Raw genomic sequence first — 19,628 nt, forward strand, 5'->3', positions numbered from 1 at the left:
GGTCAATTGACTGCTGCCGCAACAGGTGTGGTGATCAGCGACGGGGTGATCTGGCGCAGGGTGCGACCCCATTTTGTGACCGGGTTTTCGGCCACAAAGATCACGTCATCGGGGCGCAGCTGAAATTTCGTCGCGAGTGTCAGATTGGCGGCGCTGCTGGCATTCAGATGCCAGGCGGTAACCGCGCCGAATTCGCGCGGATCGCTGGAGGCGCGCAGCACATAGACCTGCGAGACGTCACCGGTTTCGCGGGCTATTCCACCGCCCGCATCATAGAGTGCATCGGCCAGCGTGGCCTGACGCTCATACGGCAGGGGGTATCGTGTCTGATTGTCGACCTCCCCGGTCAGATAGACGTAATCGCGACCATTGGCACCCAGAGCCTCGCGGGCTTCGAAGGTGCTGCGTTGCTCGGTATTATCACTGCGGCGGAGGGTGATCGCGGTGTTCAGCTCGCTCAGCTCCTGCGCGCGGGCAGCCAGAGTTGTCTGCTTCAGGCGAATTTGCTGTTCAAAGAAGCGTTCGGCCCGGTTTAGGTTGAAGTCCGCGTCGACAAATACCGCATCGCCGGAGACAAGACGGATGTTCTGCAGGTCGGGGCTGGCATAGAAATCCGTCAGCGGGATCTGGTAGAGGTCGCCGTCGCGGTAAATCCTCACCGAGCTGACATCAATATCTGGGACGGACACGCTGCCTGCGGCGGCAAGGGCTTCGCTGAGGTAGAGCGGCGTCAATGTGATCGGCAGCACGCCAGGTTTGCCGACGGCACCGCCAACCGAAACGCGGCGTGAATTGAACTCGGCGATCTCAAGGCTGAATGTCGGATCGAATTGCGCTTCGACCAGTTTCTGAAACAGCAGCTCTTCGGCATCTTCGATGGTCAGCCCGCCGATGCGGATGCGGCCGACGTCGGGTATGTTGACAGAGCCATCATCCTGCACGGTATAACCGTTGCGGCTGTTTTGCGCGGCAAGCAGGCCGGTGAGCTGCTCAAGCGTGTTGCGCGTGGACGGTGTCGCCAGCATCACGACATCACCAACCCCGATCTGATAGGGCATCTGCGGTACGGAAGGGGGGGGCTTCAGGGCGAGGCGTTGATTGCGCGCACCTTCCTGAGTTGAGGGTGCCTCAGGCAGGCGGCCCGCCCCGCGGCCAACCAGGCCCGCGCCGGTTCCCGCTGATCGTGCATAGGCATCCGGAAGGGATTGCGGCGCATAAGGCGCGCGGTTGGCCTGGATCACGGTTTCGCCATTCAGCGGAACCACACGCACCTGCGTGCCATCCCCGGCGCCGGGGATGACGTCAGAGCTGCGGTAGATGGTCGAGCATCCTGCCAGCGCAATTGTGGCGCAGCAGATCATAGAAATCAGGCGCAAGGTCTTTCCTCCGGTCGGGGTGGGGTAGTGTTGGTCGGATGCGATAGGGGTGTGCGGATCATGGCGTCACTCGCAGTCGCGTTGTCATATTGCCGATAAACGGCCCGGTCCACTGGCGGCTTTGGATCAGCCTGTTGTCTGATGACCGCAGCCAATAGAGGTTCAGGAACCGCTGCTCAGGGTTTTGGCAGTTTTCAACCATCAGACGGCTCGCGATCTGCTGGTCGCCAATGGTCAGGGTGCGGGGGCCGCGATCCTTGATTTCGCAGTGATATGTCCGGGTCTCAATCTGGTCGTTTCCGGTCAGATAGCTGTGAAAGCGCAGCGCCGGGCCTTCTGCATGTGTAAAAATCCGCCCACGGGATTGATCCTGTTCAACGGCCATAAGACCGATACCGAAGCCACGGGTTGCGTGCAGCAGACCCCGGTCGGTTTGCAGGCTGGCACCGTCCGAGGACAGCCAGGTCACCAGACCCGCCCGCTCCGTCTCCCGAAGCATCACGCCGCTTCTTCCTGTCTGGAGAAATCCAACCTGCATCTGTTCTGCGCCAGCCTCGGCCAGCTCCGCGACGTGAGGTATGGCAGAGGAGAGACCGCCCTGCCGCAGCTGCTGAAGGGTCAGGATCTCACGCTCGTCATTTGTGCAGGCTGCGAGGATCAGGCAGCCAATAGCAGCGCTGCTGATGACCAGGTGGTGGAGCTGTCGGGTGATCGTCATCTGGAGTAACGCCCCCATTGTGCGGCAAGCGCGCGCCCACGGCTGTCGCGCACTTTTTCATAGAGACGTGTCTGCAGGTTGAGCCGCGCGCCGCCATCGCGCAGCACGGGGCGGATAACCTGCGTGATACTCTGTCGCGACGGTTTGCCGGTGAGCCAGGCAACGGGCACCTCAACACGGATGCCCTTGTCAAAGGAGCCTTCGCCGAAATCCTCGGAAGATGTATCGGTCAGCGTTGCAAAGGCCCCAACCTTGAAACCGTTGTTGAATTCACGGTCGATGGTGACGGTGGTGCCCCAGTCACCAGCCAGATACCGGCCCATATCGACCTGAACATGATAGTCGCCGCGCATTTTGTAATAGACCGAGGCATGACCGGTCACGACGTCGTAGTCCTGAAATCCGAACTGGACGTCGAAATCGCGTTGCCGGACATAATTAAGCTCGGCTCCTAACGCCAGGCTGCTGCCAACGGGGAACCACAACACCTCTGCCGATATGCCGCCAAACATCTGCTCGAGATAGCCTGCAGTGACGCGCGCAAACAGATCCTGGTGCGGGCGCCAGACGTAATCGGCTGTCAGATGGCTGAGGCGCAGATCGGATTCCGACGCATAGCGGGCCCAGTCCGAGCGGACCCGCGGCAAGACCGAATTTGACGGGCGGGCGGAGGCGTCGAGATTGCCGATCACCGGTTGGCGCAGCTGTCCGGCAAAGGTCAGGCCGGGCGCAGGTTGATAGGCGGCTCGCAGTTCCGCCCCGACTTCGTAGCGCAGCGGCTCATCTGGATCAAAGAAAGACAGCTGCGTGTAAGGCCCGAAGCGATAGGTGAACCGAGGGAAGGCGTCGATGCCAGCGCTGTTGGGGATCGGCTCTGGGGCGTCTTCGATATCTGCACGGGCAAGGCTGCGCCAGGCGCCATCCAGATCGTCTTCCAGCTCGTAGAGGTCGTTGCGCTGCGTGGTGACGCGGGTCGTAGGCAGGCCGTTCTCGGCCAGCGTGACCTCAAACTGTTGCAGATGCGGAGGCAGGGTATTTGCCATAACGCGATTGGTCCGACCGACAGCCTGCGCGGAGGCGCCGTAGCGCATGTTCTCCACCGTGATCCGCGCTTGGCTGCCCACGCGTTCGAAGCTGAGCAGCCGGATGCCCTCGGACTCAAGCTGGGATTGCAGCACGCCGTAGAGCCGGGCAGGCTCGGCGGATCCGGTTTCGCCCTGGGCGAGGTTCCAGCTGGTCAGGGCGACCTGTTCTTCCGGTTTCAGCGCAGGCGCGGCGGCTCCCTGACCGCCGGGAGCAGCGGCGCGGCGCGGATCAAACGCATAGCTCAGCTGAACGGCGAGGGCCGATCCGTTGAGATAAGAGCCGCCCAAAGTGACTCCGTTGCCGAAGCGGTAGGATGCGCCGATGTTGACAGGTGAACGGATGTCATTCAGCCCACGCTGAGCTTCGGCTGAATAGGTGTCGGAGGAATATTCGGCGGTAAGCGACCAATGCGGAGTTACATCCCAGCGCAGACCGCCAAACAATGCGGCGTCGCCGCGGAACCAATTGCCAAAGTCCAGTTGTCCGGTTGTGGATATGCCGCCGGCGTTTGAATCTTGTCGTGTATCAAACCGCCCATCGAGTGCCGTCAGTGGATTGCGCTGCCCGCCGCGCCCGGCAAGCCGACCCCAGCCAATCCCGCCGGTGACGGTCAGATCGGGAGTGACATGTTTTGTCGCCACGAGGTATTCGCTGGCGTAGACGCCGGTCCCACCGAAATCCCGCAGGCCAAGGGCGATAGCCGGTCCCGCCGCTGTTTCATCGCGCAGTTGAAAATGGATATCAAAGCTGCGGTCATACCGGCTAAGGTCGACGCCGGCGTCGAAACCGCTCAGAAAGCTATAGCGAAAACTGCCGTAGATATTCGGCAACATCTGAAACGTCAGGGTGTTGCGGCTGGTGTTATCGAAGTTTGAGGTGGTCAGCGCGATGGTTCCGTCGGGCAGAACCTCTGCGGTCGGCATATCGACCAATCCGGGCGTTCCATATGTCGATAGTGTCTGGGCCGGAGCCTGAATGGCACCCAGCGGGCCGCTGAGCGTACCCAGGCAGCCAATCATAAGAATTGCGTGTCCCCGCATTCCCACCCAGCCTCGTCGTGCCCACCTTTTTCGGCGGTGCTTCTTCACACTGCTCCCAACCCCGCCTAACACTAGACCAGCAGATTTGCCGGTTATGACAGCATCAGGCCCCCAGGGAGCAGCGATTATGTTCAAAAGGTTAATTACCGGAATTCGGCGAAAACCACAAGATTTTGCAGCTCTCAATCCAGAATTGCGTTTTTATGTTATCGGCGATGTTCACGGATGCGACGATCTGCTGGCCCGCCTTCTGGAGCAGCTTGATCCGGCGCTGCCTCTGGTCTGCCTGGGCGATTACATCGACCGCGGCGAACAGAGCGCCGCAGTTCTGCGCCGTCTCATGAACCGGCCGGATACAACTGCCCTGATGGGAAACCATGAAGCCATGCTGCTGGATTTTCTGATCGACCCGGTTGCACATGCCGCAATCTGGCTGCGCAATGGCGGGCTGCAAACGCTTGCGAGTTTTGGTGTCACCGGCATATCGGAGCATTCATCGGCCGCCAGTTTGGAGCAGGGAGCGGCTGCGCTGCGCGCAGCGATGGGTCCAGAGATGATCGCTTGGGTAGAGGGTCTGCCCACCTGTTGCCAATCCGGTAATATATTCATGGCCCATGCCGGTGCGGATCCGGGCGCTCCGGTGTCAGAACAATTCCGGCAACAGCTGCTATGGGGTTGCCCAGATGCCCGCAAGGGACGCCGCAAGGATGATATTTGGGTTGTTCATGGCCATTGGATCGTCACTGAGCCTACTGTTGCCGACGGTCGGATCGCCTTGGATACTGGTGCCTTCGCAACCGGGCGGCTGACAGCTGCTGAAATCGATCTCGGCACAGTCAGGTTTATCTCCACCTGAGGCGGGCTGTACCGGCCATCGGAACGAAACCAGCTCTTGCGCGTTTCTCATCGAGCGGATCTGGGAGAATGGGTCATGTCATCCAAAAGCAAAGCCGAAATCTGGGACCAGTGGAAAACAGCCGTCAATATGGCGCCTGCTGAATTGGAGCGCTGGCTGGAGACCGAAGAGAGCAAATCGGTTGGCGACAGTGACAACGGCGAGTCGACGGGACATGCGTCTGGACGTCGGATCGTCAAGATCAAACGCACGAACAAGGATGACCTGAGTCAGGAAGACTATGAACACATGGCTAAGGTTGTTGGCTATGTCAGACGACATTGCGCCCAGGGCGGACCCGAGGACGACATTGAAAACAGCCGGTGGCGATACTCGCTGATGAACTGGGGGCATGATCCGTTGAAATCCGATGGGTGTTCCTGACCTAGGAGAGGCCAATGACCACAGCGAAGAAAAACGACCCTGAACTCTGGGAAGAAGTGAAAGAAGACCTCACCAAAAGCGGCAAGGGCGGCGAACCGGGGGAATGGTCGGCCCGCAAGGCACAGCTGGCCGTCCAGGAATACAAGCGCCGTGGTGGTACCTATGCCGAAGATGGTCCCGATCAGGAAGATACTGACCTCAATCAATGGAGCGAGGAGGACTGGGGGACCAAATCCGGGGCCGATAGCAGCGAGACCGGAGAGCGGTATCTGCCAAAAGAGGTGAGGATGATCCTGACCGAAAAAGAATACCGGCGCTCGACCCGAAAGAAGCAGAGCGATACCCGCGATGGCCAGGAACAATTCTCCGACCAACCAGAGGATGTGCAGGAGAAGGTAGCGCGTATCAAGGAAAGTGGCCCAACCTATGACATGCTCTATGAGCGGGCACAGGATCTTGATATCGCAGGTCGCTCGGATATGGACAAGGATGCCTTGATGATGGCGATCCGCAAGGCAACGGATGAGAACGGGCGCGCCAAGGGCAGCAAGGCTGCCTTGAACGCCCATACGAAGGCGGAGCTTTATGAACGGGCGCAGGATCAGGGGATCTCGGGGCGCTCCGACATGTCCAAAGCCGATCTGGTCGATGCGCTTGCCAAATCGTAGGCGCTGCTTCTGGCAGGCGTTGTTGGTATCATCGGCTACCCGGTCAATCTGCGCATAGCCATCTCGACCGGGCCATGTTTGGCGTAGCGTGACCAGAGATAAGCGTAAACCGTCGCGGCAGCGCAAAAAACAAGGGCTGCTGACACGGCCGTTTCGGGGGGTTGGCCGCCCAATAGCCCCATCTCTTCCAGGATGCCCATACCGATCAGAATATGAGCCAGATAGAGCGTCAGTGTCTGGCGCCCAGCTGGCGCAAGTGCCTGCATCACGCCAATGCGGGTCAGAATTGGTGCAAGCAGGAGACAGCCACCGATCACCACACATGCGGTGGAAAGACCAGCAACCATATAGAGCGGCATAGGAGGAATTGGCAGTGTCGTTGCCAAATCGGCCAGGTCAGGGTCGACTTGGCGCAGGCTTTGGACGGCGATGGCGCTCGTCTTTTCAGCTGCGGCGTAGGTGATGGCTCCGAAGAAGACCAGATAGATCTGGAACCGCCGGTTTTGCAGCGGCGTTCTGGACAGAAGAACGCCAGCCAGGAGAAACGCCAGCCACGGCACGACGGGGTGCCAGCCGTTGAAAAACAAATGGCGCAGGAAACCACGGATCGTCCAGAGATCGGAATAGGAGTAGAGCTGCCAGTCCCAGCCGGTGTCGTAGTCCAGGACGAGGATCATTGCCGGAAACATCAGGATCAGCATCACGATGAGCCAGACGAGGCGCACTGTGGACGCACCGAGTAAGACCGCTCCGAAAAAGAAATATACCGCATAATAGTGCAGGATATCTGCCTCAAAGATCAGCATGTTCACCATCCCCAAGCTAAGCAGAAATGCAGCACGCTTTAACGTCGTCGCAGTGATGCTGGCGGTTGCTCTCCTTGCCGCCAGACCAAGCCCGACACCGGCAAGAACGACAAAGCAGGCCGCCGCGCGCCCTTCAAGCGCCGTACTGAGCAGCGCAACGAAGCCGCTGCCCCCCTCAGCCCCCATGGCAATCTTGAAATTCACGATGACCATTCCGACAAAGGCAAAATAGCGCGCAAGATCTAGGCCTTGCAGACGGGCGGTGGATGAAGGTTGCATTCCAAGTCCGTAATTGAATGAACGTACGTTCACTAACTGGGCCGTGCGAGCCAAGCTTTCAACCCCGGCAGGCAATTCTTCACTGATTAGCTCAGATGAGGTATCAGAATTGCTTCGCCCGGGATCGGTCACCACAGGCGGAAGGCCGGATAGATGCCATGCCCGAAAGGATACGAAGCGCGATACGGGTGAAACGCGCGTATATCGATCCTTGACTAAAATTTTCGAGGCATCTTATCATGTGAACCATCGCGAACTTATGCTGAGTTTGCGATATATTGACCGGTTGGGGTCGCGTTTTTTTGCGATACTGGAGTGATGAGTAAAGATGCCGAACGCAGTATTGAATGATATTCTGGAACTGGAAGAGTGGCTCGAGTACGTTGGTGGTACGCTCGCCTATAGTGGTAATGCCGATTTGCTTGCAGCATTCAACGCAAGCAATGTGACGCAGCTGACTGTTGGAGAATTTCTGATTATCATCGACGCGGCCGAGCAGGCGATTTTGTCGATCAACTGGCAGGATCTGATCAATCAGATCGCGGAGCTGCTAAACACGCCATTTATCTCTGACCAGCTTACGGCCGCAGAAAAACAGGCCATTCTTGACGCTGTGGCGATGATTGAACCCTCGGATATTACCGAGGGGTTTGACCTGTTGCGCGCCGAGTTTGCAGGCATCAATAGCGGGACTCTTGTTGTAGATGCTATGAATATCGCGGGCGGTGAAACGCCCGTTGGAACTGAAGCCGATGATATCCTCACCGGTACTATCGGCAGCGATGAGGTCGCTCTGTCGGCTGGCGATGATGTCTTCATCGCGGGGCAGGGAGATATCGGTGACGACACTATCCGTGGCGGGTCCGGTGATGATACGATCAACGGAGGGTCCGGCCAGGATGTTCTATTCGGTGGTAGCGGAGCAGATCTGCTGCGCGGTGGTTGGGGGTCGGACCTGCTTAAGGGCGGACGTCAGGCGGATGTTCTGAACGGTGCGCAAGGCCATGATACGATATACGGTGAAGGCGGTGCCGACAGGCTGGATGGTGGATCGGGTAACGATCGGCTGGTAGGCGGTTCTGGCCATGATACCATATTGGGTGGAGCAGGTATCGATCGGTTGTTCGGCGGCAATGGAAACGATCTTTTGATCGGTGGCGCGCAAGCGGATTACTTCATTTTCCGTGGTAATTTTGGCGATGATACGGTCCGTGATTTTGCTGCGGGAAGTGATGCAGAAAAAATTGATCTGCGAGCTGTCGTCGAAATTTTGGATCTCTCGGATCTTCGTGACAACCATCTGACGCAGGACGGCAATAACGCCGTGATTGCGGATGGTCTTGGGAACACGATCACCCTTCTCGGGGTCGATATCGGCGACCTCGATGCCGGTGATTTTATATTCTGACAATATGCGGCTTCGGCGGTGCATCTACGTTCTGCCGCCGAAGCACATCCCGACTGGCTGCGCACATGCCTGCGAGCTGGCGATATCCTAACCCAAATCGCGCAGCAGTGCCTGGGATGGGGTGCCGTCCGCTGGCAGGCCGCGGCTGCGTTGGTAGGCACGAATGGCTTCTTCGCTGTTCGGTCCGATGACACCATCTGCACCGCCTGTGTCAAAGCCCTTTGCCGTGAGGCGCTTCTGCAGCTGGATGCGATCATCCTTGGTCAGACCATTGGCATCGGGCGGAAAGCTGCTGCGCAACGGCCCCGCACCGCCGATACGATCAGCGAGGTGGCCGACGCCAATCGCGTAGGCGTCAGAGTTGTTATAACGCTTGATCGCGCGGAAGTTGCTGGTGACGGCAAATCTTGGACCGCCTGCCTGCGGCTGGATGATAGTGCCACTGGTTGGCGCAGAACCGACCACCTCCCGGCCCCAACGCTGACCCCGTGTCCAGCCGTTGCGGGCCAGATAGGCCGCTGTTGAGGCCAGAGCATCGCTGGGGTCATCCGACCAGATGTCGCGGCGGCCGTCGCCTGTGAAATCGACGGCAAAGGCCTGATAGGATGTGGGAATGAACTGTGTATGCCCCATGGCACCAGCCCAGCTGCCGGTCATGCGGGCTGCCGAGATGTCACCATTCTGCAAGATTCTCAGGGCAGCGATCAGCTGTTTCTCAAAAAACGCTCCGCGCCGACCGTCGAATGCCAGGGTTGATGTTGCTGAGATGACCGGCACGTCGCCCCGGCGCTCTCCGAAGAAGCTCTCCAGACCCCAGATTGCGGCAATGATTTCGGCATCGACGCCATAGGTCTGCTCCAGCGCGTTGAGCGTATTGCGGTGGCGTGCATAGGCCGCGCGTCCTTTGCTCACCCGTTCGTCCGAGGCGGCAATCGAGAGATAGTCTTCGAGGCTGCGCTTGAACTCGGTCTGGTTGCGGTCGCGTTTGATGACACCTGGCAGATAGCCTGCGCTGCGAAAGGCGGTGCTGAGCGTGCTGTTGCTGATCCCTGAAGCCGCAGCGCGTTGGCGGAACTCTGCGACCCAGGCGTCGTAGACTGCGTTTGGTACCGGGCGAAGATCGTCAGGCAGACCGCTGGCCCTGCCTGACGTCACGCTACTGGTCGTGCCACCGCTGCAAGCCCCGAGGCCAAGCGCCATCAGTCCAATTCCGAAACCGCGTCGTGAAATGCTCATCTGCCTGCCTGCTGGTTATTCATTTGGGACAACACTAGCGGATCATCGACGCCCTGCAAGGTTTCGACGGCGATAATTTGCCAGCCCATCCGCTGGAAAAAGGCATGCCTACCCTTGGCTTTCAGGCTCGCTCGCGAGCCGGTAGGTCGCGCGCTCGGCGGGGGTCAGCAGATAGATTTCATCCCATGGCGTCACCAGGGCATGGCGCATGACCAATGGATCCACCCCCATGTCCTGAAGGTACTCCATGACCTCGCCTTGGCCGCGCTGGATCTGCTCCACCGCGACAAACGCCGGGAGCACCGTATTCTGCCCAAAATAATGCTGATGTACACCGATCATCGCATCCGGATCAGCATGTCGCGTGACACCTGCGGCCAGAATATAGGGGCAGGCCGAGAGGCATATGTCGCTGGCGGTCATCACGGTGGCGATCTCGCGCGCACGCAATGCGCGACCGATTTCAAGCGCATCGTAAACTGACCCGCCGGGGCTGTTGAGGTACGTCTCTGTCGGGAGGCGTTCCAGAGCGTCGAGATAGGCAACGACCCGTGCGGCGTCGCCTTCGGCGATCCGCCCTGTAAGTGTCAATACCGGCTCACCCTCCCATTCTGGGGTTGCGATGTCCAATCGGTCCGGCATGTCCCGGGTGTCGGGTAGCGGTCTGCTGCCCGGCGCTGGGGCGCGATCCGGCAGTTGATCGGGCGTATACCGCCGGGTTTGATCGCCCGGACCAATCGGTGCTGTCAGGGCGGGTGCCGATGATGGCCACGCCAGCTGCGGGACGATCTTTGCGAGATCTGTGCCCAGCAATACGGCAGCGAACCCAAATTGCGCCGCCAGCACCCAGCGCAGCACACGCCAGGTTTTCGGCAACCGTCTGCGCCTTGTCGCTGCCAAGTCCTGCCGATGGTCTGCCCGGTCAGTCGGCACGGCGTTTATCGTCCAGATTGGCTATATCCGATGCTGAGCTGCCAGAGGTCACATCTGGGGTCGGAGTGGGGTGGGCAGGGGTGATTGATGCAGCCCGGTCGAGAGAGGTGTCGATATCGCGGATGGCTGCAACGGCGGCCCGCAACTCGGCCAGCGTCATGGTGTCTTCGGTTGCTGCGCCTTCGCGTCCGGCGCGGATAGCAGCTTGTGTGATGGCGATAATCAGAACCAGGACGGCCGGAAGCAGATCAATCGCGATGGCGCCGGCCCAGGAAGGCACAAAGTTCCCCGCATATAGGATAACCGCATCAGCTGCGGAGACCGGAGTATATGTGGTATCGCGCGGGGGCGTCATGCCCAATACGGCGGCAGCAGCCGCGCCCAGCCCGTCGGCGCGCTGCGCCAGCACACGTCGGACGCTGTCGATGGTGGCTTGCTGGCCCTGCCGCGTGGCGGCATCCGATCCGTCCAGCTCGGGGGTGACGACGCTATCGGAGAGATCCCGCGCCGCGCGCTGCACCAGAGGGGCAACCGATAGCTGTCGCAACTGGGTGATCACATTTGCCAGACGAACCGCTTCCTCGGAAAACTGCACCGACCGTTGCGCGACCGGCCCTTGTTCCACCGTCAGTGCGCGCATACGAGACAGGATCGCGTTGCCTTCATCAAAGGCGGATTCGACCAGCGGTTGCTGGCTGGTGATCTGGGTTTCTAGCGCTGCAAGCTCATCTGATTTCTGACGGAGCAACCGGAAGACCGCGCCCTGACCGGCAAAACCGGACAATTGACCGGTTGCTTCCTGCTCGGAAAGGTCGACGAAGGTCTGGCGCACCCGCGCGACGTCACGGGCAAGGCTCTGGCCGCTCTGGGTGATTTCATCCGCACGTTCCAGGGCTGTCTGGTAGTCCTGAACAGTCACTGCCAGATGCTGTTCAACTGCGGCTGCACCGGCGAGCGCTGCGGCGTTGAGCCAGGACGACATGGCGATTATCGCGAGCGAACCGAGCGCCATTGACAGCACAAGGCCAATGCGGGCGGCCGCCGTGCGTACGGTTGGAACCAGCCGCATCATATAGGACCAGAACACGAAAATCCCGACCGAGACCGCAACCGAATAGGCGAGCGCCGCAATCACCGAGAACGCGCCGGTATCATCCAGCAACGAAGAAACCCCAAGATAGGTGTAGATCCCCGAGGCGACAGCCAGCACGCCAAGAGCGGTGCCGGTGATGCTGTCGAGCCAGCTGAGGTGATTTTCGAGATCGCGAGCATTTTGCGCGGCGCGTGCCTCGCTGCGGCTCAGCCCGGAGGTATGGCCGCTTGTGCGGTCCGAGGGCTGACCGGGGTGCCGAGTGGTCATTCGCAGTGCTCCCTTTTGCTTGCTTCAAGATATGGTGCAGGGGAGAAGATGCAATTGCTGCTCGCGTCAGATCGGTGATTTGGTGCAGTATTTGCGCCAGCCCAGTCGGCGGTGGTCAGTTGTCGTCCTGCGAGTCATCCTTGGCATTGTCGAGATCTGGCCGGTGCTGTTGCGCCCAATCCACGATCGTCAGGATGAGAAACGACAGCACCGCAACCGCTGTGGCTTCGGCAAGGAAGCCAAAACCAACCGCAATCCCCACCACGCCGACAACCCATATTGCGGCACCGCTCCCTACACCGCGAAGTCTGCCCGCTTCTGTCGTAGACATAACGGCACCAGCACCAAGAAACCCGATGCCGCCGACGATACCCTGAATGGTTCGTGACGGATCAATGGCTGCGGTCCCCTCTTCAGCGGCTGCGGCGAGGTTAAGCGTCAGTATGGTCAAGGCACAGCAGCCCAGGCAGATCAGCATATAGGCTCGCGCGCCCAGAGGTTTGTGCTTTATCTCGCGGTCCAGTCCGATCAGCAGCCCCAGAGCGACGGCAAGACAACAGCGCAGAAGAAAGCTGTCGAAGGCGATCATAGCGGCTGTTTGCGGCGCGGACATGTTTTGCCTTTTTGTGGAGCGACAGATCGTGGGGTGTGTCGGGATATGATCATAGTCTTCTATCCTCACAGAAAAAAAGGAAAATTTCCACTGCCGTCTCAGTTATTGTAAAATATCTATGTTTACAGACCGGGGAAGGGAGCGCTATCAATCGACCAATTCAGCGGAGCTTCCGGGTCGTCAGATACCGGGTCCCCAGCCCAAACGAGGTAGAGATGACCGAAACCGCTACTGAAACTGTACTCACAATCTTGCAGCATGATTTTGAAGAGATTGTCAGCGCCTGGATCACGACCCAGAGCGATGAAGGTGTGCAGCGGACCGATCTATTCAGCCATAAAGAGGGGCGCGAGCAGACCAGTGGCCTGATGCGCGCGTTGATCTCGGGGATCGAAAACGGTGCCACCGGTGATCGATTTGATCTCTCCAGCGACGCCTGGGCAGAGCTGCGCAGCGTGCTGGTCGAAGTCACCCAGGAGCGCAGTTCACGGGGTGTGACGCCCAGTGATATGGCCTCCTTTGTGCTGGCGCTCAAAGCGCCGATTTTTTACCGGTTGAAAGATAAACTCGCCGATTTTCCCAGCCAGCTTGTCGAAGAAATCTGGTTCATCAGCCGGGTGATTGATGCCTTTGCGGTCTATTGCGCCGAAGTGTTCATCGCCGAGCGGGATCGTATCATCGAACAGCAGCGCGACCAGATGCAGGAGCTGTCCACGCCTGTGGTCGAACTATGGGACAAGGTGCTGACGCTGCCTCTGATCGGGACGATGGATTCAGCGCGCGCGCAGGAGGTGATGGAGAACCTGCTGGAAACCATTTTACGTCGTGAGGCGGAAGTGGTGATCGTTGATCTGACCGGCGTGCAGACCGTCGATACCCAGGTGGCTCAGCATATGCTGCGTATGGCAGCGGCTGTGCGGCTGATGGGCGCGCAATGTATTATCAGCGGCATCAGCCCGACCATTGCCCAGACGATGGTGCAGCTGGGCGTTGATGTCGGTGAAGTGACCACCCGCTCGACCATTCGCAACGGGTTGGCAGATGCGTTGGATCGGGTCGGCTACGCGATCGTCAAAAAGAAGGACCACTGACATGTCTGCGGCATCGGCCATCTACTTTGTCGAAGGTGTGCTGCTGGTGGCAATCCAGGAAGATATTTCGGATACCGATATTCTGGATCTGCAGGAAGCGCTCTCCGAACGTGTGGTGGCTGATGCGGCTCGGGCAGTTGTGATGGACATCAGCGCATTGGAGATTGTCGATACATTTGTTGGCCGTATTCTGGCGCAGCTGGCCGGTGTCTCCAAGCTGCTGGATGCGCAGACTTATGTCGTGGGTATGCGCCCGGCGGTCGCGATGACGCTGGTTGAGCTGGGTATGGATCTTTCTGAAAGCAAGACCGCGCTGAGTCTCACACATGCCTTGCGTGATCTGCGGGCGCAGAGCCGGGGATGATGCCCACGGATGGTGTTCTGGTTGGCGTATGTGCGCTGATTAGGGACCGTGACGTTATTCATGTGCGCCGAATGGCTGGCCGAGAGATGGAACGACGCGGTGCACGCGCGGGTCAGAAAACCCGATTTGTCACAGCGGTCAGCGAGATTGCAAGAAATGTTATCATGCACGGTGGCGGCGGCGAAGCGCGTATCTATATGCACAGTGACCCCACCGCAATCAGCGTGGTGTGTATCGACAATGGACCTGGTATCGCTGATCTGGACGCGGCGCTCAGGGACGGGTTCAGCACCGCAGGCAGTATGGGGCGCGGTCTTGGCGGTGCGCAGCGTTTGACTGATGTGTTCGACGTCGTGACCGAATATGGTAGAGGAACACGCGTGACAATGATGGCTCGCATATGACCCACTGGCTGCCCCTTGCCGATCCAAGCGATGTTTCGGTCTGTCGTCGCACGGCACGTCAGCTGGCGCAGACGGCCGGGTTTTCACGCGCCCGGATTGAGGAAATCGCAATTGTTGCCAGCGAGGCGGCGACCAATGTTTTGCGCTATGCCAAGCGCGGCCGCTGCCTGATGCAGGTCATGCCGGGGGTCGAGGGCCCGCGTCTGGCGCTGATCGTTGTCGATCAGGGGCCGGGGATCGACAGTCTGGAAAAAATGATGCGGGACGGTATCAGCAGCGAGGATTCGGCGGGGCTTGGTCTTGGCGCCATGCAGCGCCTGTCGGACCATTTCGATATCTATTCAACCCGCGACGAAGGCACGGTGGTCGCCTGTGAGTTCCGGCAGACACCCTATCGACCTGCCGCGATGGAGGTTGCGGGGCTTTTGGTGACACATCCGGCAGAAACGCGCTGCGGGGACGGCTGGGATCTGGCCTGTGTACGTCACAATGCGCGGTCGGACGGGCGGCTGGATCTGATCCTCTGTGATGGTCTAGGCCATGGACATCGCGCTGCTGACGCCGCCGATGCCGTGGTGCATGGGTTTGCCCAGAGGCGAGGCCGGACCCCTGCGACAACGCTGACAGATATTTCAGATGAAATCGCCGCCACACGCGGGGCGGTTGCGGCCTGTGTCGCCGTGGCTGCGGACGGTCGGCGCATGTCCTACGCCGCCGTTGGAAATATCGCGACAATCCGCGCCCGACTGGGCGAAACCAAGCGATTTGCGACCCGTGACGGTCGTCTTGGTGCCGGTCCGGTTGCGCCGTTTTCGGACGAGATCGACCTGTTGCCCGGTGATACGGTGATCTTGCACAGTGACGGTCTTCTGACTTTACGAGACCTGCACGAAAAACCCGCTTTGCTGATGCGTTCAGCCTTGCTGATTGCGGGGAAACTTATGGCTGAGAACTTCCGTGGACGCGACGACGCGGGTCTGGCGGTCATCAAAATCGCGAAAGAGAGCTAACCTCGTGTCTACGGCATTGATAACGGTGAAAATCGACACGGAACAGGATGTTCTGAGGCTGCGGTTTATTGCGATGGCGATTACCAAAGCGCTGCATTTCGGCACGTTTGCCCAAACGCGGGCGGTAACGGCGCTGCTTGAGGCTGCGCGCAACGCACAGCAGCATGCCAGCGGCGGGCGGGTTCGGCTCGGCCTGAGGGACGAAAGCAACAAGGTGGCGCTACGGGCCACCATCACGGATCAGGGGCCGGGGATAGAGGGACTTGATGATATCATGCGCGGACGGCGCGCCGCAGCAGCGTCAGCCGGGGCGGGTCTGGGGCTGGGGTTGCGCGGTCTGTCACGCCTCGCGGATCATCATTCGGTGCGCAGCAACCCGGAGGGTACGGAGATAGAGCTGCTGTTTCTCAGCCCGTTGAGAAGCAATGAGATGAGCGAGGCGACGCAGGCCGCGACAGAGGCCATCAGCAAGATACGCGGCGCAGATCCGACCGCAGAATTGGCGGAGCAGAACCGTATGTTGCTTGAGGCACTGACGGAGCGTGATCTCCTGATGAAGGAAGTGCATCACCGCACCGGCAACAATCTGGCCTTGATCGGTGCCCTTATCCGAATGAGTCGACGTGGGGCCGAGTCTGAGGAGACGATTTCTGTGCTGTCCGATCTGGAGGCACGTGTTCAATCCGTCATCCGGGTGCATGAGCAGTTGCAGCGCTCCGCGCGGGTCGATCACTTGCAGGCATTGCCTTTCCTGCGGGAGGTTGCGGCCAATGCCGAAGGGGCGTTCAACTCAGAGGCCCTGAAGGTGGCGGTCGCAGTTCGCGGCGATGACATCGAAATCCCGAGCTCGATGGCGATTGACCTGGGCCTTCTGGCGGGCGAGTTGCTGACAAATGCCTACAAGCACGCTTTTGTCGGGCGGGATCATGGGGAAATCCTGATCGAACTGACAGAGCAGAACGAGGCATTGCGGCTGGTGATTGCTGATGATGGGCATGGTTTGGCTGAGGGTGATGCCAGGCCCGAGCGGTCCGGGTCGCTCGGTTGGCGGATGATCCGCAGCATGGTTGGGAAATATGCGGGGACGACCGAGGTGGATGGCTCCAATGGCATGCGGGTTGTGTTTACCTTGCCGTTTGAGCCGAGCAATAGCAGCGGATTATCCTGAGCGGGCCAAGTCGCACCAATAGGAGACGCCCCCGTCGATGGCATCATCGTTGAAATCATACCCGGGATTGTGCAACGGCATGGCGTGCGAACCCTCTGTGCCATTGCCCATCAGGACAAATGCCCCGGGCCGATGTTGCAGGAACGCGGCGAAATCCTCCGAAAACCCGACACGCCCGTAAGCGGGGTCAACGCTGCCGACCCGTCCAGCCGCAGCCACGGCACGCGCTGTGCCCTCCGGCTCATTGACCAGAGGCTGAAACGACGTGGAGTAGTCCACTTCGCAGACGGCCCCATGTGCCATGGAGATCCCATTGGCAATGGCCCGCATCCTCTCTTCGATCCTGGCAGAGACATCTGCCTCAAAACCACGACAATCCCCTGATATTACGACGTTACTCGCCAGAATATTACGCGCACCATCGGTTTCAAAATCCGTGACGGAGACAACGCAATGATCCCGGGCAGAAACGGAGCGCGAAGTAATGGTCTGCAGCTGGGTCACGATTGCGGCCCCGGTCACAATCGGATCAATCGCTTTTTCAGGCATCGAGGCGTGGCCGCCGCGCCCAGTAATCCTAATTTCAAAGTTATCTTCAAAGGCACAGAACGGACCGGCCTGGGTTGCGAACTGGCCGATTGGCAGCCCCGGCATATTGTGCAGTCCGTAGATCCGGCTGATGTCAAAGCGGTCGAATAGACCATCGGCAATCATCGCGGCCGCGCCTGTGCCGTTCTCCTCATCTGGTTGAAACAGAAAATGGACGGTGCGGTCGAATGTTGGGTCAGCTGCAAGGCGAAGGGCAGCGCCCAGGAGCATCGTGCTATGCCCGTCATGACCGCAGCCATGAAATCGCCCGGGCGTTCGCGAGCGATAGGAGAGGTTCGTGGCTTCCTCAATCGGGAGCGCATCCATATCAGCACGCAGTGCAACCCCCGTGGTGTCCCCGCCGCGTCGGAGCGTGGCGACAACCCCCGTCCCGCCGATCCCGCGAGTGACCTGCAATCCTGCCGTTTCCAGGACCTTCGCAATCGCATCGGAGGTGCGGTTCAGGTCAAACCCGGTCTCCGGGTGCATATGGAGATCGCGACGAAAGGCGACAAGATCCAGATCAGGCATCTTCGACCCTGCCTTCTGATAGGATCACCAATGGGCGCATCTCAGGGTATGTGCCGACCTTGATGTCATGCAAAAGGGCGGTTAGGCCTGCTGCTCCCGACGGGGTGCTGGGGATTCCGAGGTCTGCGGCGGCATCAACGCCGCTGAGAGCGGCCCTATCGGAAATAGTGGAATAGCGATCAGCGGTCTTTGACAGAATCTCATAGGCAAGCATTGAGGGTGTCTTGCAGTCGAGCCGCCCCATATTGGAGACCGGACCCTCAACCGTCACAATCTCGCCCGCCCCCGCGCTATGCTGAAGACAGGGCGCGGCATCCGGCTCAACAACGATGATTTCAGGCTGAACTTCCCAGTTTGCACGGATCATATAAGCTATAGCACCGGCCAGACCGCCGACGCCGGCCTGCAAATAGACATGGGTCGGCCATTGACCAGAGCGTGCAAAACTGTCGCGCATTTCCTGTGCAATGACCGTATAGCCCTCCATTACCAGTCGGGGTGGCTCGGTGTAGCCGGGCCAGGAACCATCTGCGAGATGAACTGCGCCGCTTTCTGCGGCATCCTTGATAGCCGCTGCAATGCTCTCTTCGTAGGTGGCGCCGGAGCGTATCACCTCAGACCCTTTTGCTCGGAGCCGCTGCACGAAATCCTCAGGTACAGTCTTGGCCAGGTGGATCCGGCATTTAGCGCCAAAAAGACGTGCCCCGGCGGCGACGGCCATGCCATGGTTCCCGGCACTGGCGCAGACGAAGGTGACCCCTGAAGCAGCGGCCCGCCCGCGATCACTGGCCAGATCCGCCGCTGTCAGACCGGTTTCGCGTATCAGCAGCTGCGCTACCGCATAGACACCGCCCATCGCCTTGAAGGCCCCAAGACCCATTCTGTTGGTTTCATCCTTGATCCACACCTGCTGACCGTCGACCTCGTGCTGGACAAGCGGCGAGGGGCGATAGGCCGGGCAGGCGGTCAGCATCTGCTGGGGCTGGGCGGGGTCGAGCGTGACATTGATCTTGTTCATGGGGCCAGTCTAGGAAAGGTTGTTGCTGTATTCCGATCAAATTTGGGTACATTACGAGAAATTCTTGCATCATGAGGGGCAAGTATGGGGGAAAGACTCGACAAGGCTGATGTGACCCTGCTGACACTCCTGCAGCGCAATACACGGCTTGGGCTGGAATCACTTGCGGTTCAGGCAGGGTTGTCTGCGGCCTCGGTTCAGCGGCGGCTGAAATCACTGCGCGAGCGCAGGGTGATCACCGGTGAGATCGCGCTTGTCGATCCAGCCAAGGTTGGTATGCCCATGACATTTGTGGTGATGGTCGAGCTGGAGCGTGAGCGCCTCGATCAGATCGACGCGTTCACCCGCCGGGCCGGATCCGAACCGATGGTCCAGCAGTGCTACTATCTGACCGGCGAAGCGGACTTCTGTTTGATTTGCACCGCATCTGATATGGAGGCCTTTGAAGAACTGACCAAACGATTGTTTTTCGAAGACTCAAATGTGCGACGGTTCCGGACCTCGGTTGTAATGGGGCGCAAGAAAGTCAGCCTTGAAGTTCCGGTCTCCGCCGGATGAAATGACCACTGGCGGCTGCGGGCGTCTGACGAGTTCCGACGGCAATAGGGCAGCCTGTTGCGCGTTCATTTTGCGATTGGCGGGAGGGTTGAGC

The 19,628-nt window shown here is 59.5% G+C and carries 20 protein-coding genes; 10 read left to right on the plus strand and 10 right to left on the minus strand.

Annotated elements, in window-relative coordinates; all coding sequences use genetic code 11:
• Positions 1–2 precede the first annotated feature (2 nt).
• Genes VWZ87_RS00080 through VWZ87_RS00090 form a run of 3 tightly spaced genes read right to left on the minus strand, consistent with a single transcriptional unit; the run spans position 3 to position 4,220 of the window.
• Positions 3–1,376: a polysaccharide biosynthesis/export family protein gene (locus tag VWZ87_RS00080; protein WP_416535411.1), complete on the minus strand. Its 1,374-nt coding sequence runs from the start codon at positions 1,374–1,376 to the stop codon at positions 3–5.
• Positions 1,377–1,434: 58 nt separating this feature from the next.
• Positions 1,435–2,094: a YjbF family lipoprotein gene (locus VWZ87_RS00085; protein WP_416536895.1), complete on the minus strand. Its 660-nt coding sequence runs from the start codon at positions 2,092–2,094 to the stop codon at positions 1,435–1,437.
• The gene (locus VWZ87_RS00090) at positions 2,091–4,220 is read right to left on the minus strand and encodes a YjbH domain-containing protein (protein WP_416535413.1); all 2,130 of its coding nucleotides are present in this window, start codon (positions 4,218–4,220) and stop codon (positions 2,091–2,093) included. The genes VWZ87_RS00085 and VWZ87_RS00090 overlap by 4 nt, the downstream gene beginning before the upstream one ends.
• A gap of 94 nt (positions 4,221–4,314) precedes the next feature.
• Between VWZ87_RS00090 and VWZ87_RS00095 the strand changes: the two genes are divergently transcribed.
• From VWZ87_RS00095 to VWZ87_RS00105, 3 genes are all read left to right on the plus strand, one after another.
• Complete coding sequence (locus tag VWZ87_RS00095; protein WP_340547597.1) at positions 4,315–5,076, plus strand: metallophosphoesterase; 762 nt, start codon at positions 4,315–4,317, stop codon at positions 5,074–5,076.
• Positions 5,077–5,151: 75 nt separating this feature from the next.
• Positions 5,152–5,499, plus strand: coding sequence for a DUF3140 domain-containing protein (locus tag VWZ87_RS00100; protein WP_416535414.1), 348 nt, complete (start codon positions 5,152–5,154; stop codon positions 5,497–5,499).
• Positions 5,500–5,513: 14 nt separating this feature from the next.
• The gene (locus VWZ87_RS00105; RefSeq protein WP_340547599.1) at positions 5,514–6,167 is read left to right on the plus strand and encodes an aspartate-semialdehyde dehydrogenase; all 654 of its coding nucleotides are present in this window, start codon (positions 5,514–5,516) and stop codon (positions 6,165–6,167) included.
• Between the two features lie 35 nt (positions 6,168–6,202).
• Here VWZ87_RS00105 and VWZ87_RS00110 read toward each other — a convergent pair whose 3' ends face one another.
• The gene (locus VWZ87_RS00110) at positions 6,203–7,387 is read right to left on the minus strand and encodes a DUF418 domain-containing protein (RefSeq protein ID WP_416535415.1); all 1,185 of its coding nucleotides are present in this window, start codon (positions 7,385–7,387) and stop codon (positions 6,203–6,205) included.
• A 193-nt stretch (positions 7,388–7,580) separates the two neighbouring features.
• On the opposite strand from VWZ87_RS00110, the gene VWZ87_RS00115 reads away from it, so the two are divergent.
• A complete protein-coding gene (locus VWZ87_RS00115) occupies positions 7,581–8,660 on the plus strand; it encodes a calcium-binding protein (RefSeq protein WP_416535416.1) in 1,080 nt (359 codons plus the stop codon).
• Positions 8,661–8,747: 87 nt separating this feature from the next.
• Here the strand turns inward: VWZ87_RS00115 and VWZ87_RS00120 are convergent, their stop codons facing one another.
• The 4 genes from VWZ87_RS00120 to VWZ87_RS00135 form a co-directional block, all read right to left on the minus strand.
• A complete protein-coding gene (locus VWZ87_RS00120) occupies positions 8,748–9,896 on the minus strand; it encodes a lytic murein transglycosylase (RefSeq protein ID WP_416535417.1) in 1,149 nt (382 codons plus the stop codon).
• 108 nt (positions 9,897–10,004) lie between these two features.
• A complete protein-coding gene (locus VWZ87_RS00125; RefSeq protein WP_416535418.1) occupies positions 10,005–10,772 on the minus strand; it encodes an ATP-dependent Clp protease proteolytic subunit in 768 nt (255 codons plus the stop codon).
• A gap of 46 nt (positions 10,773–10,818) precedes the next feature.
• Positions 10,819–12,189 (minus strand): hypothetical protein, encoded by a 1,371-nt coding sequence (locus VWZ87_RS00130; protein ID WP_416535419.1) that lies wholly within the window; start codon positions 12,187–12,189, stop codon positions 10,819–10,821.
• A gap of 115 nt (positions 12,190–12,304) precedes the next feature.
• Positions 12,305–12,802: an MgtC/SapB family protein gene (locus VWZ87_RS00135; RefSeq protein ID WP_340547605.1), complete on the minus strand. Its 498-nt coding sequence runs from the start codon at positions 12,800–12,802 to the stop codon at positions 12,305–12,307.
• A 215-nt stretch (positions 12,803–13,017) separates the two neighbouring features.
• On the opposite strand from VWZ87_RS00135, the gene VWZ87_RS00140 reads away from it, so the two are divergent.
• Genes VWZ87_RS00140 through VWZ87_RS00160 form a run of 5 tightly spaced genes read left to right on the plus strand, consistent with a single transcriptional unit; the run spans position 13,018 to position 16,839 of the window.
• Entirely contained in the window at positions 13,018–13,893 is an 876-nt protein-coding gene (locus VWZ87_RS00140) for an STAS domain-containing protein (protein WP_340547606.1), read from the plus strand.
• 1 nt (position 13,894) lies between these two features.
• Entirely contained in the window at positions 13,895–14,257 is a 363-nt protein-coding gene (locus VWZ87_RS00145; protein ID WP_416535420.1) for an STAS domain-containing protein, read from the plus strand.
• Positions 14,257–14,661: an ATP-binding protein gene (locus VWZ87_RS00150; protein WP_416539416.1), complete on the plus strand. Its 405-nt coding sequence runs from the start codon at positions 14,257–14,259 to the stop codon at positions 14,659–14,661. Before VWZ87_RS00145 ends, VWZ87_RS00150 begins: the two co-directional genes overlap by 1 nt.
• Positions 14,658–15,671 (plus strand): ATP-binding protein, encoded by a 1,014-nt coding sequence (locus VWZ87_RS00155; protein WP_340547609.1) that lies wholly within the window; start codon positions 14,658–14,660, stop codon positions 15,669–15,671. Before VWZ87_RS00150 ends, VWZ87_RS00155 begins: the two co-directional genes overlap by 4 nt.
• Before the next feature lie 4 nt (positions 15,672–15,675).
• The gene (locus tag VWZ87_RS00160) at positions 15,676–16,839 is read left to right on the plus strand and encodes a sensor histidine kinase (protein WP_416535422.1); all 1,164 of its coding nucleotides are present in this window, start codon (positions 15,676–15,678) and stop codon (positions 16,837–16,839) included.
• Here VWZ87_RS00160 and VWZ87_RS00165 read toward each other — a convergent pair.
• Together VWZ87_RS00165 and VWZ87_RS00170 are read right to left on the minus strand one after the other, a co-directional pair.
• Positions 16,831–17,958 (minus strand): amidohydrolase, encoded by a 1,128-nt coding sequence (locus VWZ87_RS00165; protein ID WP_416535423.1) that lies wholly within the window; start codon positions 17,956–17,958, stop codon positions 16,831–16,833. The genes VWZ87_RS00160 and VWZ87_RS00165 overlap by 9 nt on opposite strands.
• The gene (locus VWZ87_RS00170) at positions 17,951–18,976 is read right to left on the minus strand and encodes a pyridoxal-phosphate dependent enzyme (protein WP_416535424.1); all 1,026 of its coding nucleotides are present in this window, start codon (positions 18,974–18,976) and stop codon (positions 17,951–17,953) included. Before VWZ87_RS00170 ends, VWZ87_RS00165 begins: the two co-directional genes overlap by 8 nt.
• An 84-nt stretch (positions 18,977–19,060) precedes the next feature.
• Here VWZ87_RS00170 and VWZ87_RS00175 point away from each other — a divergent pair, with 84 nt between their 5' ends.
• Positions 19,061–19,534, plus strand: coding sequence for an Lrp/AsnC family transcriptional regulator (locus VWZ87_RS00175; protein WP_340547613.1), 474 nt, complete (start codon positions 19,061–19,063; stop codon positions 19,532–19,534).
• Positions 19,535–19,628 lie beyond the last annotated feature (94 nt).

Source organism: Phaeobacter sp. JH20_37 (assembly GCF_048056015.1).
Classification (GTDB): Bacteria; Pseudomonadota; Alphaproteobacteria; order Rhodobacterales; family Rhodobacteraceae; genus Phaeobacter; species Phaeobacter bryozoorum.

Coding starts and splice junctions, on each gene's coding strand:
- VWZ87_RS00095 (WP_340547597.1), top strand. CDS start 4,315: ATGACAGCATCAGGCCCCCAGGGAGCAGCGATTATGTTCAAAAGGTTA.
- VWZ87_RS00130 (WP_416535419.1), bottom strand. CDS start 12,189: ATGACCACTCGGCACCCCGGTCAGCCCTCGGACCGCACAAGCGGCCAT.
- VWZ87_RS00145 (WP_416535420.1), top strand. CDS start 13,895: ATGTCTGCGGCATCGGCCATCTACTTTGTCGAAGGTGTGCTGCTGGTG.
- VWZ87_RS00140 (WP_340547606.1), top strand. CDS start 13,018: ATGACCGAAACCGCTACTGAAACTGTACTCACAATCTTGCAGCATGAT.
- VWZ87_RS00085 (WP_416536895.1), bottom strand. CDS start 2,094: ATGACGATCACCCGACAGCTCCACCACCTGGTCATCAGCAGCGCTGCT.
- VWZ87_RS00100 (WP_416535414.1), top strand. CDS start 5,152: ATGTCATCCAAAAGCAAAGCCGAAATCTGGGACCAGTGGAAAACAGCC.
- VWZ87_RS00165 (WP_416535423.1), bottom strand. CDS start 17,958: ATGCCTGATCTGGATCTTGTCGCCTTTCGTCGCGATCTCCATATGCAC.
- VWZ87_RS00105 (WP_340547599.1), top strand. CDS start 5,514: ATGACCACAGCGAAGAAAAACGACCCTGAACTCTGGGAAGAAGTGAAA.
- VWZ87_RS00135 (WP_340547605.1), bottom strand. CDS start 12,802: ATGTCCGCGCCGCAAACAGCCGCTATGATCGCCTTCGACAGCTTTCTT.
- VWZ87_RS00175 (WP_340547613.1), top strand. CDS start 19,061: ATGGGGGAAAGACTCGACAAGGCTGATGTGACCCTGCTGACACTCCTG.
- VWZ87_RS00170 (WP_416535424.1), bottom strand. CDS start 18,976: ATGAACAAGATCAATGTCACGCTCGACCCCGCCCAGCCCCAGCAGATG.
- VWZ87_RS00150 (WP_416539416.1), top strand. CDS start 14,257: ATGCCCACGGATGGTGTTCTGGTTGGCGTATGTGCGCTGATTAGGGAC.
- VWZ87_RS00090 (WP_416535413.1), bottom strand. CDS start 4,220: ATGCGGGGACACGCAATTCTTATGATTGGCTGCCTGGGTACGCTCAGC.
- VWZ87_RS00155 (WP_340547609.1), top strand. CDS start 14,658: ATGACCCACTGGCTGCCCCTTGCCGATCCAAGCGATGTTTCGGTCTGT.
- VWZ87_RS00115 (WP_416535416.1), top strand. CDS start 7,581: ATGCCGAACGCAGTATTGAATGATATTCTGGAACTGGAAGAGTGGCTC.
- VWZ87_RS00120 (WP_416535417.1), bottom strand. CDS start 9,896: ATGAGCATTTCACGACGCGGTTTCGGAATTGGACTGATGGCGCTTGGC.